The organism is Pseudomonas sp. S2_E01, from assembly GCF_054668365.1.
Genome location: NZ_CP162762.1, coordinates 1,687,733 through 1,706,227 on the forward strand (window position 1 = coordinate 1,687,733; position 18,495 = coordinate 1,706,227).

The 18,495-nt window shown below is 62.9% G+C and carries 13 protein-coding genes; all 13 read left to right on the forward strand.

What is annotated here, in order from left to right; all coding sequences use genetic code 11:
• On the forward strand, nt 1-684 hold the full coding sequence (gene tssL, locus AB4O36_RS07750) for a type VI secretion system protein TssL, short form (RefSeq protein ID WP_460126637.1): 684 nt from the start codon (nt 1-3) through the stop codon (nt 682-684).
• Between the two features lie 6 nt (nt 685-690).
• Nucleotides 691-2,370 carry an OmpA family protein gene (locus AB4O36_RS07755; RefSeq protein ID WP_460123160.1) on the forward strand — a complete coding sequence of 560 codons (1,680 nt, stop codon included), beginning with the start codon at nt 691-693 and terminating at the stop codon, nt 2,368-2,370.
• A 19-nt stretch (nt 2,371-2,389) separates the two neighbouring features.
• Nucleotides 2,390-2,881 (forward strand): Hcp family type VI secretion system effector, encoded by a 492-nt coding sequence (locus AB4O36_RS07760; RefSeq protein ID WP_460141399.1) that lies wholly within the window; start codon nt 2,390-2,392, stop codon nt 2,879-2,881.
• An 89-nt stretch (nt 2,882-2,970) separates the two neighbouring features.
• Nucleotides 2,971-5,610 carry a type VI secretion system ATPase TssH gene (tssH, locus tag AB4O36_RS07765; protein ID WP_460123165.1) on the forward strand — a complete coding sequence of 880 codons (2,640 nt, stop codon included), beginning with the start codon at nt 2,971-2,973 and terminating at the stop codon, nt 5,608-5,610.
• Nucleotides 5,611-5,612: 2 nt separating this feature from the next.
• A complete protein-coding gene (locus tag AB4O36_RS07770; RefSeq protein WP_460141400.1) occupies nt 5,613-8,006 on the forward strand; it encodes a type VI secretion system Vgr family protein in 2,394 nt (797 codons plus the stop codon).
• A gap of 8 nt (nt 8,007-8,014) precedes the next feature.
• Nucleotides 8,015-8,800 carry a DUF4123 domain-containing protein gene (locus AB4O36_RS07775; protein ID WP_460141401.1) on the forward strand — a complete coding sequence of 262 codons (786 nt, stop codon included), beginning with the start codon at nt 8,015-8,017 and terminating at the stop codon, nt 8,798-8,800.
• Nucleotides 8,797-9,327 carry a DUF3304 domain-containing protein gene (locus AB4O36_RS07780; RefSeq protein ID WP_460123173.1) on the forward strand — a complete coding sequence of 177 codons (531 nt, stop codon included), beginning with the start codon at nt 8,797-8,799 and terminating at the stop codon, nt 9,325-9,327. The genes AB4O36_RS07775 and AB4O36_RS07780 overlap by 4 nt, the downstream gene beginning before the upstream one ends.
• On the forward strand, nt 9,315-11,627 hold the full coding sequence (locus tag AB4O36_RS07785) for a T6SS phospholipase effector Tle1-like catalytic domain-containing protein (protein ID WP_460123176.1): 2,313 nt from the start codon (nt 9,315-9,317) through the stop codon (nt 11,625-11,627). The genes AB4O36_RS07780 and AB4O36_RS07785 overlap by 13 nt, the downstream gene beginning before the upstream one ends.
• Before the next feature lie 88 nt (nt 11,628-11,715).
• Nucleotides 11,716-12,180 carry a DUF3304 domain-containing protein gene (locus AB4O36_RS07790; protein ID WP_460126640.1) on the forward strand — a complete coding sequence of 155 codons (465 nt, stop codon included), beginning with the start codon at nt 11,716-11,718 and terminating at the stop codon, nt 12,178-12,180.
• A gap of 28 nt (nt 12,181-12,208) precedes the next feature.
• Nucleotides 12,209-12,466: a PAAR domain-containing protein gene (locus tag AB4O36_RS07795; protein ID WP_460123179.1), complete on the forward strand. Its 258-nt coding sequence runs from the start codon at nt 12,209-12,211 to the stop codon at nt 12,464-12,466.
• Entirely contained in the window at nt 12,463-13,587 is a 1,125-nt protein-coding gene (locus AB4O36_RS07800; protein WP_460123182.1) for a hypothetical protein, read from the forward strand. The genes AB4O36_RS07795 and AB4O36_RS07800 overlap by 4 nt, the downstream gene beginning before the upstream one ends.
• Before the next feature lie 25 nt (nt 13,588-13,612).
• Nucleotides 13,613-16,915 (forward strand): ImcF-related family protein, encoded by a 3,303-nt coding sequence (locus AB4O36_RS07805; RefSeq protein ID WP_460141402.1) that lies wholly within the window; start codon nt 13,613-13,615, stop codon nt 16,913-16,915.
• Nucleotides 16,912-18,495 carry a type VI secretion system protein TssA gene (gene tssA / locus AB4O36_RS07810; protein WP_460141403.1) on the forward strand — a complete coding sequence of 528 codons (1,584 nt, stop codon included), beginning with the start codon at nt 16,912-16,914 and terminating at the stop codon, nt 18,493-18,495. Before AB4O36_RS07805 ends, tssA begins: the two co-directional genes overlap by 4 nt.

Here is an 18,495-nt window from a genome sequence, read left to right on the forward strand (position 1 = left end):
ATCAACCCCAACACCTCGCAAAACCATGCGGCAGCGACGATCGACATCGACGTGTTGCTGCAGGACAGCTACCTGCTGGTGGTCCAGTTACTGCACGGCGCGTCGCCCGAGAACAGTAAAAAGATTGCGGAAAAATGCAGCCAGCAGATCGAGTCAGTTCGCCGGCAACTCGAGCAGGCGGGAGTCAGCCAGGACAGCATCGATCCGATCATTCATGCCCAATGTGCGTTGTTCGATGAATCCGTGCTCAGTCGGGCCAAGGACGATGACCACGCCGAGTGGGCCCGCGAACCCTTGCAGGCGCGGTATTTCAACCGGCATCAGGCGGGCGTGTCCTTGTATGAGGACATGCGCCGGATGTTGCGCGAGCCTGCTGCGGATCCGATGGTGCTCACGGCTTTCCATCGTGTGCTGATGTTGGGTTTCAAGGGCCGTTATCGCGAGCTGCACGACCCCGAGCGCGAGGCGCTGGTGGCAGTGCTCAACGCCCGCGTGGCACCGCTCAAGCCCAGCCAGACGATCGTGACGCAATCCGCCATGCAGGGACGTCGCGCCCCACGGTTCTGGTCGCGTTATCCGCTGGCCCAGGCGATGGTTGCCGGCATGTTGCTCGTCGCTACCTGGTGGGGCCTGGATCAGGTGCTCGGGCAACTGATCGCCACACTCGTGCCTGGCCAGGAGTGAAGGGCGATGCCGTTCAATCTCAAACGTGCGCTGTGGCTATGGGCTGGCACGCTTGCCATGGCGCTGTTGGTGATCGTGCCTATGACCGGGTTGGTCCGTGCGAGCTTGATGCTGGCCGTGTTGGGTGGCGTCGGTCTGGCCCGGATGCGGATCGGCAAGCGTGCACGGCGCCAGCGTCAAGCGTTGCTCATCGCCGATCAGCAGTCATTGCCGCCACCGTCCTGGCGCTATCCGGTGGTGTTGGTGTGTGGTGACGGTTTGCGCGGCCTGTTCGGGGCGATACCCGCCGACCAGGTGGCCCTGCGCGTCACGGCGCACGGTTGCTACGTGCGTGTCACCTGCCTGGAATCACTGCCGCAGCTGATCGGTACGCTGATCAGTCTGCGCCCGGACTGGGGGCGGCAACTGAGCGTCATGTTCGTCGTCAATGCCCAGCAGCAGGTGGACGGCGAACGGCTCGCCGGCCGGGTGCGGGTGCTGCGTCATCAATTGATGCGGGCGCGCAAGGGTGGCATCGCCTTGCCGCTGATGTTGACCAGTTACCTGCACGCAGGCCCAGGTGTCGGGCCCTGGTTCAGTTGGCAGGCCGGTCAGGCCTTGCCCGACGTACACGATGGCGCAGCGTGTGTCGGCGTGCAGCAATGGCAGGCGCAGGCCGCCGACACGGCGACCCGTGCGACACGCTTGCAGGCCAGCGTGCAATTGAACAGTGCCGCTGCGTGGCTGGCACAAACGGTATTGCCGGAGCTCGCGGGCCCGGTTGCGCTCAGCGCAGTCACCTTCGTTTCAGTCATGCCTCAGGTCATGGCGGGGAACCTGTGGCAACGGTGGTTACACGACAGGGTTGCCGTGGCTGATCAACGTTCGCCGGCTGCGTGCGCGAGTGCGACCTTGCCATTTCCCGATCCTTTGTTGGCCCAACTGCCGAGCGACAACCGTGCCTCGCCAAAACGCCGTGCAGGGCTCATCGCACTGTGGCTGTTGATGGCTGCCGCAGGGCTCGCATTGCTCAGCTCTGCGTGGCAGAACACCTTGCTGGCGCGGCAGGTCAGCGACGACATGCGCCGCTATTTCTCTATCCAGGCAACCGACCATGATCACCGCCAGCAAGCCCTGGACGTACTGCGCGGCGATGCATCCCGATTGGACAGCTACTACCGGCACGGCGCGCCGTTGTCGCTGGGGTTCGGCCTGTACCGCGGCGAAAGTTTGCGTGCGCCGCTGTGGGCGGCCATCGCCGGACACCGACAACCCCAACAACCCGGCAGCACCGTGCGCCTGGACAGCCTGTCGCTGTTCGCCAGCGGCAGCGCCCAGCTCAAACCTGAATCGGCAAAAGTGCTGATCAACGCGTTGGTCGGCATCAAGGCCCAACCCGGTTGGTTGATCGTGATTGCCGGACACACCGATGGCACCGGCAGTGCCGAGCACAACCTCCAGTTGTCTCGCGCTCGGGCCGCCGCCGTACGCCACTGGATGGGCCAGATGGGTGACATCCCCGACAGCTGTTTCGCGGTCCAGGGCTTCGGCGCCAGCCGGCCCGTTGCCAACAACGACAGTGAATCCGGACGCCAGGCCAACCGCCGCGTCGAAATCCGCCTGGTGCCTGATGTGGGGGCTTGCCTGCTGCCCACCGCAGGCGCCGGCAGACAACCCTCGCCGCATAACGCGGCAATCAAGCACTGAAAACGAAAAGGAGCTTCACATGGCAACTCCCATTTACCTCTGGCTGAAGGACGACGGCGGTAACGAGATCAAAGGCTCGGTGGACGTGCAGGACCGGGTCGGCAGCATCGAGGTGCTCGCCTATGAACACATGGTGTACATCCCAACGGATGACAACACGGGCAAGCTGACCGGCACGAGGAACCACGCGCCTGTCGTGCTTACCAAGTATATCGACGCCTGCAGTCCGTACCTGTTCAAGGCGGTCACCTCTGGCCAGACCCTCAAGAGCGCTGAGTTCAAGTGGTACGCCACCAACGACGCCGGCCAGGAAGTCGAGTACTTCAGCACCCTGCTGGAGAACGTCAAGGTGGTGAAGGTCACCCCGAAAATGCACGACATCAAGGACGTGACCAAGGAAAAACTCGGCCACCAGGAACAGGTCGAGTTGCGATATGAGCGCATCACCTGGACTTACAAGGACGGCAACATTTCCCATTCCGACGCCTGGACCGAGCGCCAGACTGGCTGATCAAGGCCTTCCGGCAGGCGCCGCTGCGCCTGCCGGCGGCACTGTTTTCCCCGAATTTTCGCTGGCCCGCCAGCACAAGGACGTAAACCATGGAACACGCCTCCACACGCCTGCTTCGCCGGCTAAACCCGTATTGCGCCCAGGCCTTGAGCGCAGCGGCCAGCCTTTGCCAGAGCCGTGCCCACGGGCAGATCACTATCGAACACTGGCTGCTCAAACTGCTGGAGCAGGGCGAGGGCGACCTGACGGTGATTGCCCGTCGTCAGGAATGGGACATGGATGCGTTATGGCGCGGCTTGCTGGCGCATCTGGACACGCTGCCGCGTACGGTTCACGCCAAGCCTGCGTTGTGCGCAAAGCTGCAGACCCTGATCAAGAATGCCTGGCTGCAAGTGTCCCTTGCCGGCGAGGACCGCCTGCGCTCGGCCAACCTGCTCGGCGCATTGCGGGAAAACCCGGAACTGCTGGCGTGCCAGGCGGCCTGGCCACTGCTCAGCGTGGGCGATGCCCAGTTGCAGCAGGTGCTCACGGTGCTCGACCAGCATTCGCAAGAGCGCCCGGCATTGCAGCAGACGCCGGCATTGGAGTCCGGCGATCCACTGACCCGCGTTGCCACTGGCGATGCCTTGCAGGCGGTGCTGGACCAATTTACCCAGGACCTGACCGCCAGGGCGCGGGAAGGGTGCATCGACCCGGTATTCGGCCGCGACGACGAGATTCGCCAGGTCATCGATATCTTGAGTCGCCGGCGCAAGAACAACCCGATGCTGGTGGGCGAGCCAGGCGTGGGCAAGACCGCGCTGGTTGAAGGCCTGGCGTTGCGTATTGCCCACGGCCAGGTTCCCGACAGCCTCAAATCAGTGAGCCTGCGCACCCTGGACCTGGGCTTGTTGCAGGCCGGCGCCGGGGTCAAGGGCGAGTTTGAACAACGCCTGAAAAACGTCATCGCTGCGGTGCAGCAGTCGGCCACGCCGGTGCTGCTGTTCATCGACGAAGCGCACACCCTCATCGGCGCTGGCAACCAGTCCGGCGGCGCGGACGCGGCGAACCTGCTCAAACCGGCACTGGCCCGGGGCGAGTTGCGCACCGTCGCCGCCACCACCTGGGGCGAGTACAAACAGTATTTCGAACGGGACGCCGCACTGGAGCGGCGCTTCCAGCAGGTCAAGGTCGACGAGCCGGATGATGCCATTGCCTGCCTGATGCTGCGTGGCCTCAAGGCGCGTTACGCAAGCCATCACGGCGTGCACATCCAGGACGCGGCCGTCCAGGCGGCCGTGAGCCTGTCGCGACGCTACCTGACCGGTCGGCAATTGCCCGACAAGGCCGTCGACCTGCTCGACACCGCCAGCGCACGGGTGCGCATGGGCCTCGATTGTGAACCGCAGGCGCTGGTGCGACTCAACGCCCGGCAGGCGGCGCTGGCGTTGGAATTGCGGGCGATCGAGCAGGATGCGCAACTGGGGACCGATAGCTGTGCCAAACACCTGGCGTCGATCGAGTTGCAGCAGCGCGAACTGCAACAGCACAAAAGCAGGCTGATCGAGCAATACCGGCAAGAGTTGGCGCTGACCAGGCAACTGCTCGACCTTCGTGACGAACAGCCACTGCCGGTGCAGGATTGCCAGGTGCTGCAACAACGCTTGGATGACATCCAGGGTGACCAGCCGCTGCTGTCCCTGGACGTCAGCGCGCGTAACGTTGCCGAGGTAGTGGCCGACTGGACTGGTGTGCCATTGGGTGTTTTGCTCAAGGACGAACAAGCTGGCCTGCTGACGCTGGAACAGCAACTGGCCGAGCGGGTGATCGGTCAGGATCACGCCCTGGGTGCACTGGCCCGACGCCTGCGCGCAGCGAAAACCGGCCTGACCACCGAGCAGGCACCACTGGGCGTGTTCCTGCTGGTGGGCACCAGTGGCGTGGGCAAGACGGAAACGGCGCTGGCCCTGGCCGACAACCTGTTCGGTGGTGAAAAGTCGCTGATCACCCTCAACCTGTCCGAGTATCAGGAAGCCCACACGGTCAGCCAGCTCAAGGGCGCGCCACCAGGCTACGTCGGTTATGGCCAGGGCGGCGTGCTGACCGAGGCCGTGCGCAAGCGGCCCTACAGCGTGGTATTGCTCGATGAGGTCGAAAAGGCCCATCGCGATGTGCTAAACCTGTTTTACCAGGTGTTCGATCGCGGCTTCATGCGCGATGGCGAAGGGCGGGAAATCGACTTTCGCAACACCGTGATCCTGATGACCTCCAACCTGGGCAGCGATGCCCTGCAAGCCGGCCTGCGCGCTCAACCGGATGCCGCCGACGCCACGCTGGCGCAATGGCTGCAACCGATCCTGCGCGAACACTTCCAGCCGGCCTTGCTCGCACGCTTCGAAACCCTGGTCTACCGCCCGCTGGACGCCGTGGCACTCAAGCGCATCGTTGCGCTCAAGCTGGCCAAGGTCGCCCGACGTTTGCAGCGACATTACGGCCTGAGCTGTGACATCGACGACTCGCTCAGCACGTTGCTGGTCGAGGCCTGCCTGTCGCCGGACAACGGTGCGCGCACGATCGACAGTCTGCTCAATCAGCAGATATTGCCGGTACTCAGCGAACAACTCCTGCAACGCCAGGCCGCCCGGCGGGTGACCAGCGGCGTGCGGCTGGAACACAGCGATGCACACGGCCTGTGCCTGGCGTTCAGCGAAGGTGAGCAGCCGATGCCCGCCATGACGGCGGGGGTGTGAACATGTCAGGTTTAATGCCCACCTTCTTCGACCACAGCCGCCATGAACTCTGGGTGCGCGACCTTGAACCCACCCTCGACGTGCTGGCCTTCCACGGCGAAGAACGCCTGAGCCAACCCTTTTGCTACCACATCGAATTCACCAGCGCCGAGCAGGATCTGGCCGCCCAGCAACTGCTTGGCCAGGACGCCGGGTTCAGCCTGCACGCCATACCGGTGGCGGTGATGCCCTGGGAAACGCTGACCATCGAACCGCTGCGCACCCTGCAAGGAGTGATCACCGGTTTCCAGCGCCTGTCCGCCTCCAAAGACGAAGCGCGCTACGAAATCACCCTGCAACCGCGCCTGCAACTGCTCGGCCTCGGCCGGCAATACCGCATCTACCAACATAAGTCGGTGCCGGAAATCGTCGAGAGCATCCTGCGCAGCCGTCACGACATGCGCGGCCATGAATTCCTGTTCCGCCTCAAGCGCGAATACCCCCGGCGCGAACAGGTCATGCAATACGGCGAGAGCGACCTGGCGTTCATCAACCGCCTGCTGGCCGAGGTCGGCATCTGGTACCGCTTCGTCAGCAACGAGCGCCTGCGCTTCGATGTGGTGGAGTTCTGCGACAACCAGTGCGGTTACCAGTTCGACGTCCATCTGTCGCACCGTCCACCCGCCGGGCTGGGCAGCGACGAGGTCGGTGTGTGGGCCCTGCAAACCCGGCACCGGGTGGTGGAACAACACGTCAACGTGCGCACCTATCAGCACCGTGATGCCAAGGCCCGGCTCGATGCGCAGGTCGATCATACCCGTGGCGCGCCGGGCACTTACGGCGAGGCCTACCACTACGCCGAACCCTACCGAGCGCTGGGCGACCCTTACCAGCGCCACGAAAAACAGCTCGGTGAAAGCGGCTACTTCTACGCGCGCCTGCGTCACGAGCGTTACCTCAACGAGCAGACACACCTCAGTGGCACCAGCAACAGCCCGACCCTGGCGCCAGGCCAGGTGCTGTCCATCAGCGACGGCGCCCCACAAGCCTTCAACCCGAGCTGCGCGGTCATCGCCGTCAGCACCCGCGCCAGCCGCGATGGCGCGTTTGTCTGCCAGTTCGAGGCGATGCCCTACAGCGAAGAGCTGTGTTTCCGACCGCCGCTGTTGCCCAAACCGCAGATCGCCGGCACCGTGCCCGCCCGCGTCACCAGCGGCCTGGCCCATGACCGCTATGCCGAAATCGACAAGGAAGGCCGCTACAAGGTCAACTTCCTGTTCGACCGCGACACCTGGCCACTCGGCCGCGAAAGCGCCTGGCTGCGCCTGGCCCGGCCCTACGCCGGCGACACCCACGGCCTGCACCTGCCGCTGATCTGCGGCACCGAAGTGGCCATCGCCTTCGAACAGGGCGACCCCGACCGCCCCTACATCGCCCACGCCCTGCACGACAGCGAACACCCCGACCACGTCACCCTCAACGCCCGCAATTACAAGCGCAACGTGCTGCGCACCCCGGCCAACAACAAGCTGCGCATGGACGACAGCCGAGGCCAGGAGCACGTCAAGCTGAGCACCGAGTATGGCGGCAAGAGCCAGCTGAATTTGGGGCATCTGGTGGATGCGCAGCAGAAAAAGCGCGGCGAAGGGTTTGAGCTGCGCACGGATGATTGGGGCAGTGTTCGGGCGGGTAAGGGGGTGTTTATCAGTGCTGATGCGCAGGGCAAGGCCAGCGGTCACGTACTGAATATGGCGCCGGCCACCGTGCTCGTCGAAGGCGCGGTAAAGCAAGCATCCAGTTGTCAGGGTATCGCCCACGCGCACCGCAGCCGCCAACCTGCCATTGAGGGCCTGCAACGCCTTCACGCGGCTGCGAAAGATCTCAGCGGCCCAGCCATTCTGCTCAGCGCACCCAAGGGTATCGCCGCCGTCACGCCCGCCAGCCTGCTGCTTGGCAGCGGTGAGGCGATGCACTTGCAAAGCCAGGACGAGATCAACCTGGGCGCCGAAGAGCGGTTATCCATCTACTCGGAGCAAGGCATGTCCATGCTGGCCCGGCAGGAAGGCATGCGTCTGGTATCGGGTAATGGGCCTCTGGAGATCGAGTCCCACGGCAACCTGCTCAACCTGACCGCCCAGCAGGACATCACCGTGCAGTCGGTGCAAGGGCATGTTCAGCTCACGGCGAACAATGGCATCACCTTGGGTAGCGGTGGTGGTTACATCCGTATTACCCCGCAAGGTGAGATTCAGCTGCACGGGCCAGGATTGATCTGCATGAAGGGTAAACACCGGTACAACCCGCCTACGAGCCAGGCGTTTCCTCTGCCGGAACTTCCCACCTCAGTCTGCAAGGAGTGCCTGAAAAAAGCCCGCGCTGCTGCCCAGGGGTTTGCACCCAGGGAGGCCCAGGGATGACGTCGATCATGAGTGATACCTGGCTCGAACAACTGGACTCGTCCTGCGCCGAGGTCTCCATCACCTGCCTGGACATCATCATCGACCAGGCGGGCGGCGCCCCGTTGCTGCCCAGTGTCCTGAGTGTCGAGCCGGCACTGCCCTGGCATTCGTTGTTCAGTGGGCTGCCGGAGGAGGGCGCCGAGGATCTGGCGCCTTTGTTGGTGCGGGTCGATCTTGCGCAGCCGCTTCAGCGGCAATGGTTGAAGGGGGTGATCCAGGCCCTGAACAATCGATCGCAATTGTTGGTGCTGGCGTCCTGCTGGCCGTTTGAAGTGCTGGCCGAAAATCTGGGTCAATGCCTGGAAGCCCGCCATGCGGGGCGATTGGGGCTGTTGCGCTACTACGATCCGCGGATATTTCCATTGCTGTTCAGCCATGTGCTGCAAGTCGACCAGCAGCAAGTGTTGTTACGCCCGGCGTTGTTCTGGAGCTGGCTGGATATCGATGGTGAACCTCGGTGGTTGATGGGCAACCCTGACAGGCCGCCGAGCCCACACAACTTCACTCACATCGAACTCAGTGACGTGCAGTTGCAAGCGTTTGCTTGTATCTGCGACGCCCTGCAAGCGACGGAAGATCTTCATGAAGCGCTGCCGAGCGACTGGAGTGCCCAGCAGCGATTTGATGCGTGCTGCGTGGCCCTGTTCGAGGCACTCCAGAGCGGACTGTTGCTCACCTCTGAGCGTGAAACGTATCTCCTCGACAGGTTGTCGGGGGTCGGGGTTAGTCCCTCCAACGACATAAGGAAATGAACCCCATGCCGACATTTTCAAACGGCGGTTATCGTGCCGTTCTGTTCGGGGCTCTGGTGTCAATTTTGACTCCCCCAAAAGCCTCGGCGGGAACCCTCGAAGCGATCAACCACACTCACTGGGCGATCAATCAATTCGCGGTCAATGGTCGCTCGGGGTTGGACATTATTGGTCCGTATCAGGGTGGCGGTGGAGGGTGTTGTTACATCGCGCCTTCGCGGTGGGTACCGGGGATGACGGTGCGTGTTGAGTGGGAAACCGGAGTAGGTTACTCCTTCGATTATCCAAACTTTGCGGATTGGTCAAAAGTTCTTGAATGGACAAAACAGATCGAAGCGCAAAAACGTCGACTCAGCAAACTAGTGGCAGTTCCCGACTACACCAACCAAAAAGTCTGCGGCCTCACAGTGCACTTCCTGCCTTGCGACGAGCTTCAAGTCACTACCTCCTGCTACGCCTACGGCAGCCCTGAATATCCAATCAAAACCCCATTGAACCTGCCGGAGCCGCAATCATGTCCGCAGTAAATCATGCCAGCGTTTGGTATCCGCCTGCCTTTCCCGAGCAGGGCCGTCTGCCCTGGAGGGAAGGGCAAGTTCGTCAAAACCTGCGGCGTCAGACCGAGTGGGAAGTCGGCTTCCATGATGCCCTCAGCGTAGCTGCGGGGCACAGGGTCTTGCCACCTTGCTGCAAGACGCTGCACGTCAGTCTGTGCTTCGACGGCACTGGCAATAACCTCAATAACGACCTCTACCTGTCGACGCCCCCGAATCCAACCAATATCGCCAGGATGTTCCGCGCCAGCATTGGCACCGGCCATGCGGGCGGCACCGGGCACGCCAGCAGCAAGGCACGGGGGCTGACCGATATCCCAGGGGCCGGCAATAACCAGTACTTCAAATATTACATGCCCGGTGTCGGCACACCGTTTGCCGAAGTGGGTGACCCGGATTACACCCAATTAGGCATGGCTACCGGGTGGTATGGCGAGGAACGCATCAACTGGGCGTTGTTGATGATCATCGATGCGCTCAGGCGCTGCCTGGATCTACCCCAATTGGATAACTCGGCGTTGCTTGGTGCTGTAAAAGCCATGGGCACTTCGCCGGGGATGGAGTCCGGTGGGGAGGCCAATCGAGCCAATGTGTTTGACAAACAGCTGGCAGCCCTTGAACAGCCCTTACGCACAGCGCTGGCAGACAATTTGCCGGCACGCCCGAAACTGTTGGGCCTCAAGCTCTATGTGTATGGTTTTTCCCGCGGTGCAGCGGCGGCCAGGGCGTTCGTCAACTGGCTCAACCAATTGCTGGACAGCAGTGCCACGACGCCCTCGCTGAAGTTCAAGGACCTGAACCTTCCCGTCAGTGTCGCGTACCTGGGGTTGCTGGACACCGTGGCGTCGGTGGGTCTCGCCGATATCGTCCCAAGGGCGGACGGGCATATGGGCTGGGCCGATAGCAGCCAGGAAATACCGGACCGGTTGGTCAAGCGCTGCCTGCATCTGGTGGCCAGTCATGAGCAGCGGTTGTGTTTTCCGTCGGAGTCGATTCGCCGGGCTGGCGGTGGGTATCCACTCAATTCAATGGAGGTGATATATCCGGGAGTGCATTCGGATGTGGGTGGGGGGTATCCGCCGGGAGATCAGGGGAAGGCATTTAGCAAAGATAACTTCGAAGGTGACGGCCTTTTACTTTCGCAAATTGCTTTGAATGATTTGTACGCAGATGCATTTGTTAATGGTGCACCGTTGAAAGTGCCTCAAGAATCTCTACCAATCGATTTACGTACAGATCTTTGGCGGGCAATGGAATTTGAGTTGGTGGAGCAGTTCGATGTTACTCCTAGGGTAATTCAGCGCTTCAACGCCTGGCGCGAAGTAACACTAAATCTGCCTTCAGTTCGCTATCCATTAAGTCCCGAGCAAACAGACTATTACGAACCCCTAACAGCCTCTATCAATCTTGAAGAGACCATGCGCAACCAGCTCGGCTGGATCACCGCTTGGCGCATCGACCGTTACGGTTTTTCCAGCCTCAGACAAACAGCGTTTTACCAACAGGCAAGCGACACGCAAGTCGATCCTTATGTGCAGCAAAAAGCTGAGGCCGCGCGAGAAGGAAAACAGGACGCCATCAAAAATATCCGAAAAGAACAGCTGATCAACGAGCGCGTGCCGGGCGCCGAGAAGAAACCCATGGAGCCCGGCGTCAAGGACTTCGACCCGGACATGGCGCAGACCCAACTGCGTGAAGCCGCCCAGGAGTTCAGCCTGGACTACCGCAACATCGAGAACATCGAGACGTTAGCGCTCTGGTTGGTAGGCGTGGCGTTGCTCCCTGGGGTTTTGGTCAATCAACATGCGGTCCACGCACGGGCCGAGCGCGCGGCAATCAAGGCCATGGGCAGGGAGCGCGTCAGCCAACTGTTCCCGCCACCTAAATTCGAACGCAACCACGTCGATGAAAAAACGCGCCACAACGTCGATGAAAGCCGCAATGCGCAGGAGGCCAGCGGATTACTGCGTGCCTTATTCGACGATCAGGTCCACGACTCGCGCGCCTGGTTCCTCTACGCCAAAGGCCGTGAGCGAGGGGGCACGTATTTCAGCGAGCGCATGGTGTTCTTCGGCGAAGTCAATCGACGGGAGTTGGTGCTGCTCAAGGAAGTCAACGGCGAGATGGTAGCCGACAATCGCCATTCCCAGCCGCGACCGACGCCACCTTCGATCCTGGATGCCGAGGGTTTGGCTGAGATGCAAAAGAGGCTCAGCGCACGTTGGCAGAGCTTCGGCGCGCCAGTCAGGGAGGTTCGCGATGAGACGGTTTGAGCACGTTGCCGGGCATTGTGCGCGAAGCATGTGGGGCAGGCTCCAGCGTATTCAGTGTCGTTACGTGATATGGGCAATCGGCATCCTGATGGCTGCGCCGGCAAACGTTAATGCCAGCACTCTCGAAGCGATCAACCATACCCACTGGGCTATTAATCGCTTCAGTGTGGACGGGCGCTCGGGTCTCGACATCATCGGCCCGTACCAAGGTGGCGGGGGAGGTTGTTGTTATGTCGCACCTGCGCATTGGAAGTCTGGGATGACGGTAGTGGTGGATTGGGAAACTGGTGTGGCTTATCCCGAAGGGTTTCCCGGTTTTGCGGACCGGCCCAAGTATCTAGCTTGGCGAGATAAAAATCGTTCGTATAAGCGCCAACACAGCAAAACCGTCCCCATCCCCGACTACACCGGACAAAAAGTCTGCGGCCTCACCGTGCACTTCCTGCCGTGCGACGAGCTTGCGGTCACCACCTCCTGCTACGCCTTCGGCAGCCCGCAATACCCGATCAAGACTCCGCTGAATCTGCCGGAGCCTTTGTCATGTCCACAGTAACTCGCCTCATCAATTCAAAGGAGCAACCATGAGAGTACTGGTACGTCAGGGAGACACGCTGGAGGAGTACGGCGGCGAAGTGCTGGAGGGGCGGTACGAATGCCATGGCAAGCCCATCGCCTGTAAGGGTGATGCTGTCATGTGCAACCTGCATGGCCGCACCAAAATCGCCGAGGGCAGTGATTTGCTGGACTACGACGGGCGCCCGGCCGCGCTGCATGGCCATCGCTGCGAGTGCGGCTGTACGCTGGTCAGCTCCATGTCCGATACGCAGGCGGCGTCGTGAACAGCGCGCCGCAGTTTATGCCGTACCCCTCGATCAAACCGCCTGCTTATTCGCGCTGGTTGGCCAGCGGCGCGGGTGTGCTGGTTGTCGCGGGCGTGGTCAGCGTGCTGTTGCGTCCCTGGGTTGAACCGCTCTGGGTGGTGGTCGGTACCGGTTTTGGGTTGTTCGTCTTGCTGTTGTTGATGCTCATCCAGGTGTTGTACCTGCGCCTCAAACAGCACAACGCCCACTGTTATACGCAAACGTCAGCGCAGGTCAGCCACGCCTGGTGGGCGAATCATCGGCAAACGGTCGCGCTGGCCGAAGCGGTACTGGTAAGCCCTGCCTGCACCACGCGGCTTCACGCGCAACGATTGTTCAGCGCCAATTACCAGCCACTCGTGCCGGTGGCCACCCCCAAAGGGCCGGCCATTCGACTGTTGCAAGTGCAGGGTGATGAAGTTAGCGAGCGTGAGCGTCACTTGGCGATCCAACTGGTGTTGCACTGGCAGGAGCAGCGCGCTGCGCACGCCATACCCCAGCCGACGCGCTGTTACTGGCAGGGCAGCCAAGCGGCCTGGCAGGCGTTTGTCGATCAGATGGCGCTGAGTTTTCCGCAGGTGCAATTACCCGAACGGCCTGAGCCCTGGGCAGGCATTCGCAGCCTTCACTCCATTATTGACCACTTGCAGGGGACGGCGGTTGACGCTCGGGTGCTCTGTGCGGGTTGCCAATCCAGCTCGCCACGGGGCGGCAGTGATCTACCTGCCGGCGAGGCCTCGGTGCTCTGGTTACTCGGCGCGCAAGGTGAGGTTCTGTTCTCGCGAGGTGAATGGTTCGACGTCGACGACGAGTCACTGACAGCGGTGACCCAGCGCGCACTGCAACAAAGTGAACTGCCCAAGCCTGCGCAAGTCTGCGTGTCGTTTTCCCCAGCGCAGGATGTTGGCGCCTGCGACTGGTCCCCCCAGAAAAAGATGCAAGACGCCCACTTCGGTGACCTGCAGGGCTTGCAGGCCATGGTCGCGCAGACCCTGGCGGCCTGGTACGTCGAACAACATCAGGTGCCCTGCGCCTGGATGGCGAAGGATCCCCATCACACGCTGGCCCTTGGAGTGGTAAAGCCCAATGTCGCAAACTAATGATTCGCGCAGGATTTCATCCTGGATGACCGCACTCCTGCTCGCCGTGATCCTGGGAGTGCTCATTGTCACGGTGGGGGTGGCCTGGTGGTTGTGGAAGGGTGCACAGCCGATTTCTCGTCAGTCGTTGCTTGATCTGACACTCAAGGGTTTATTGGTCTGGGTGCTGTTGTTTTCCATGGCAATGCTTATGTGGCATGCCGTGCTGAACGGGATTCGCCAGCTTGTCGGCAGTTCGTGGAAGGTCCCGCCCCAGCAGCATGAAGGCGAGGATGGAAAAAGCCTGCCGGCAAAGCAACTGCTCGAACACCTGCACGAAACCCACGGCCCGCTCTGGCGCTTCAAGACCCGCCTGCTGCTGGTGGTCGGCGAGCCCGATCAGATCAACGCCATTGCTCCCCATCTCGAGACCGAGAAATGGTTGGCCGGACACGACACCATCCTGCTGTGGGGCGGTAGCCCGACCGGTCTGTTGAATGACGTGTGGGCCGAGCATTGGCAAGGCCTGAGCCGTTGGCGTGCGTTGGACGGGGTGATCTGGGCACTGAACCAGCAGCAAACCGCCGACGCGAAAGCGATGGACCAGGGCGTTCGCCACCTGCAAGTGCTGGCCCGCCAACTCCGCTGGCAACTGCCGCTGCACCTGTGGCAAGTCTGCGCAACCGACTGGCCGCAGGATAAACGCGCAACGCAAACGGTCGGCTGTTTGCTGCCACCCTCACTGACGCCACAGGCGCTCGAACAACAACTCGAACAACTGGTCCAGCCCCTGCGGGCCTACGGTCTTGGCCAGATGAATGAGTGCAATGGCCACGACTTCCTGCTGCGTCTGTCCGCCGATTTGCGCAGCGAGGGCATCGTCCGTTGGCGGCAGGCGCTGGCGCCACCGTTGCGATTGTTCGCCCGGGGTGTGCCGCTGCGTGGCTTGTGGTTCAGCCTGCCGTTGCCGGCCCCGGAAAAATCCGACGGCCACTTCTGGCACGCCACCGCGCCCTGGGGCGGGGTGCTCGATGATCGCCACGCCGAACAACGTCGCCTCGGCTGGGGCGTCATGCGCACTGCGCGGACCCTGGCACTCGGCCTGATGTTGCTGGCAGGCGCGGGTGTGTTGCTGTCGTTCGCGGCCAACCGCGTGCACGTCGGCCAGGTCAACACGGCGCTGACGACGTTGCAGCAGGGCGGCTCGGTGGATGATCAAGTCTTCGCCCTGCACGAACTGACCCGCGAACTCGGCCAACTGCTCGCTCGCGACGAACACGGCGCGCCCTGGTACCTGCGTTTCGGCCTGAACCAGAACGAGCGTCTGCTCGCCGCTGCCTGGCCGTCGTACGTAGAGGCCAACAACCGGCTGATGCGTGACCCGGTCGCGACTGAGCTGGCGCGTCAGCTGCAAGCGCTGATCAAACTGCCTGCGGACAGCCCTGAGCGCGTCAAGCGCGCTGCGGTCGCCCATGCCCAGCTCAAGGCCTACCTGATGCTGGCGCAGCCTGCGAAAACCGACAGTGCGTTCCTCGCCCGTACATTGACCGAGGCGTTGCCCCAGCGGGCGGACATGTCGCCGGGCCTCTGGCAAGGCGTCGCGCCCAACCTCTGGCGGTTCTACGCCGAGCAATTGGCAGCGCACCCGCAGTGGCGCATCGAGAAGGATGCGCGGCTGGTGGCCCAGGCTCGCCAGGTGCTGCTCGGACAGTTGGGCCAACGCAATGCCCAGGCCAGCCTGTACCAAAAAGTCCTCGACGACAGCGCCAATCAGTACCCGGCCCTGGGCCTGCAACAGATGGTCGCTGGCACGGATGCAAACGCGCTGTTTGCCACGCCCCACACGGTGCCCGGCGTGTTTACCCGCCAGGCCTGGGAGGGGCAGGTGCGCCAGGCCATCGACGCCATCGCCGAAGCGCGCCGCGAGGAAATCGACTGGGTGCTCAGCGACCAGCCCGGGCAAATCGCCGCCGAGCTGAGCCCGGAACAACTGCGCCAGCAACTCACTGACCGCTACTTTGAAGACTACGCCGACGCCTGGCTGGACTTTCTCAACAGCCTGCACGGGCAACCGGCGGGCAGCCTGGGCGAGGTGATCGATCAGCTGACGCTGATGAGTGATGTGCGCCAGTCGCCGTTGATTGCGCTGATGAACACGCTGAGCTGGCAAGGACAGGCCGGCCGTCGGGGACAGGCGCTGGGCGATACTTTGGTGAAGTCCGCGCAGAAGCTGATGGGTCAGGACGCGGCCATTGATTTGCCTGAATCCACCGGCCCGCTGGAGAACAGTTTCGGACCCTTGCTCGCGCTGCTGGACAAGGACGGCGACAGCGAGCGCCTGAGCCTGCAAGCCTTGCTCAACCGGGTGACCCGGGTGCGCCTGAAGCTGCAACAGATCAGCAACGCCGCCAACCCGCAGGCGATGACCCAGGCGCTGGCGCAGACGGTGTTTCAGGGGCAGCAGATCGACCTCACCGACACTCAGGCCTACGCCAGCCTGGTGGCAGCGAGCCTGGGCGCGGAGTGGGACAACGTCGGCCAGACGCTGTTCGTGCAGCCGCTGGAACAGGCCTGGCAACGGGTCCTGCAAGCGGCAGCCGCCGGTCTCAACAGCCAGTGGCAACGGGCGATCGTCAACGACTGGCAGCAGTCATTCGCCGGTCGTTATCCCTTTGCCAACACCGCCAACGACGCGTCGCTGCCGATGCTTGGGCAAATGGTGCGCGCCGATTCCGGGCGCATCGAGCAGTTTTTGCAGCAGCAACTCGGTGGCGTGCTGCGCAAGGAAGGCAGTCGCTGGGTGGACGACTCCCGGCACAGCCAGGGCTTGCGTTTCAACCCGCAGTTTCTCACGGCGATCAACCAGCTCAGCCACCTCGCGGACGTGCTCTATACCGACGGCGGCATGGGCATGAGTTTCGAGCTGCGCGGCAAACCGGTGCGCGATGTGGTGCAGACGATGTTCATCCTCAACGGCGAGAAACATCACTATTTCAACCAGAAGGAGAGCTGGCAGCGTTTCGGCTGGCCGGGCTTCACCAGCCACCCGGGCACGCGCCTGCTGTGGACCAGTGTGCGGGCGAGCGAGCGATTGTTCGCCGACAACGAAGGCACCTGGGGCCTGATCCGCCTGCTGGAAAAGGCCCGGGTCACACCACTGAACGACAGCGCCAGCCACTACCGCCTGCAACTGCGTGCACCGGACGGCCTGGACCTGACCTGGGACCTGCGCACCGAGCTGGGCGCCGGGCCGTTGGCCCTGCTCAAGCTGCGCGACTTCAAGTTGCCCAGGCAGATTTTCCTGGTGGAAAACGAGGCGGCCATGGCGCGCAACGGGAGCATCGAATGAGCCTGAGTACCCTGATCGCCCGTTGTTTCGGCGAGGGCGATATCCTGCCCGGCAGCCCGGCGCTGGCCGAACCCTGGCAGGCCTGGTTGCAACCCATCAGCGATGCTTCTCCGGTGGGCGAAGACCCCGGCTACGACGACGATTTCCAGCAGATGCGCGAAGAGGTCGACAAACTCTCTGGCGCCGATACCGACCGGGTTATCCAACTGGCACAAACCCTGCTGACCGTGCGCTGCAAGGACCTGCGCGTCGCCACGTATTACCTCTGGGCACGCTTGCACAAAGAGGGCGAGGCGGGCCTGGCCGAAGGCTTGAGTCTGCTGGCGGCCTTGGTCGAGCGCTTCGGGGCCGACGTGCTGCCGACGCGGGGCAACAGTCGCAAGCAGGCGCTGGAGTGGCTGACGGGCAGTAAAGTGCTGGGTTGCCTGTCATTGTTCCCTGAAGTGGTGAAGCAGGAGTCGGAACGTACAGTGGCCGCACTGACGTGGCTTGCCCGCGCATTGCAGGCGTGGCCCGAGGAGCAGCGCCCGGAGCTGGGCGGGTTGTACGGCGCGCTGGCCAACCGGCTGGCGCAGTCGGGCGGGGTGGATGCGCTGGTGCCGCAAAACAGCGCCAGCCACTCGGGCAGCGCGCAAGCCCCCGCCGCCGGGCTGGCGATCAAGTCCGGGCGTGACCTGCTGGACAGCGCGCGCGTGCTCGCCGCGTACTTGCGTGAGCAACCCGAGGGCTGGCTGGCGGCGCATCGGCTGATGAAAAGCTTGCGTTGGGACACCGTGCATCAGGCGCCGCCCCACGACGCCAGTGCGATGACTCGCCTGGCACCGCCACGCAGCGAATACCGCGCGCAACTCAAGCGCCTGTACCTGCAACAGAGCTGGAGCGAGCTGCTCGATCAGGTCGAGCGGATGTTTGCCGAGGGGGTCAATCACTTCTGGCTGGACCTGCAATGGTACGCCTGCCAGGCGCTGAGCAAGCTGGCGGCGCCCCACGACGCCTGGGTCGATATCGTCAAGCGCGACCTGGGCATGTTCATCGAACGCCTGCCGGGCGTCGAAGGCCTGTGCTGGAACGACGGTTCAGCCTTTGCCGATGACACCACCCGCGCCTGGATCGCCCAGCACGTCAGCGGCAATCAATCACCGCAATGCCTGCCAGTCCCCGTCACCGCTGTAGCCGAGGGTGACAGCGAGGTCCTGGCGCTGGAGGGCGAAGCCCTGGCCCAGGCCGACAGCGCAGGCGTCGAGCAGGCGTTGGCCTGGTTGGCGGCGCGCCCCGATATCCACTCCGGGCGGCAACGCTGGTTGCTGCATCTGCTGATGGCGCGGGTCGCCGAGCAGTGCGCAAAGCAGGAACTGGCCCTGCACCTGCTGGGGGAACTGGATGCAGTCGGCGAGCGCCAGGCACTGGCCGATTGGGAGCCGCTGTTGTGTTTCGAGGTCAAGGCCCGCTTGCTCAAACTGCTGCGCCTCAAGGCCCAGCGCAACGACTCGGACAAGCTCGCCCTGGGCCGGCGCATGGAGCCGCTGTTGGCGGCACTGGTGGCCATCGACCCGGTGCGCGCCGCGGTCCTCTGCGGCTGA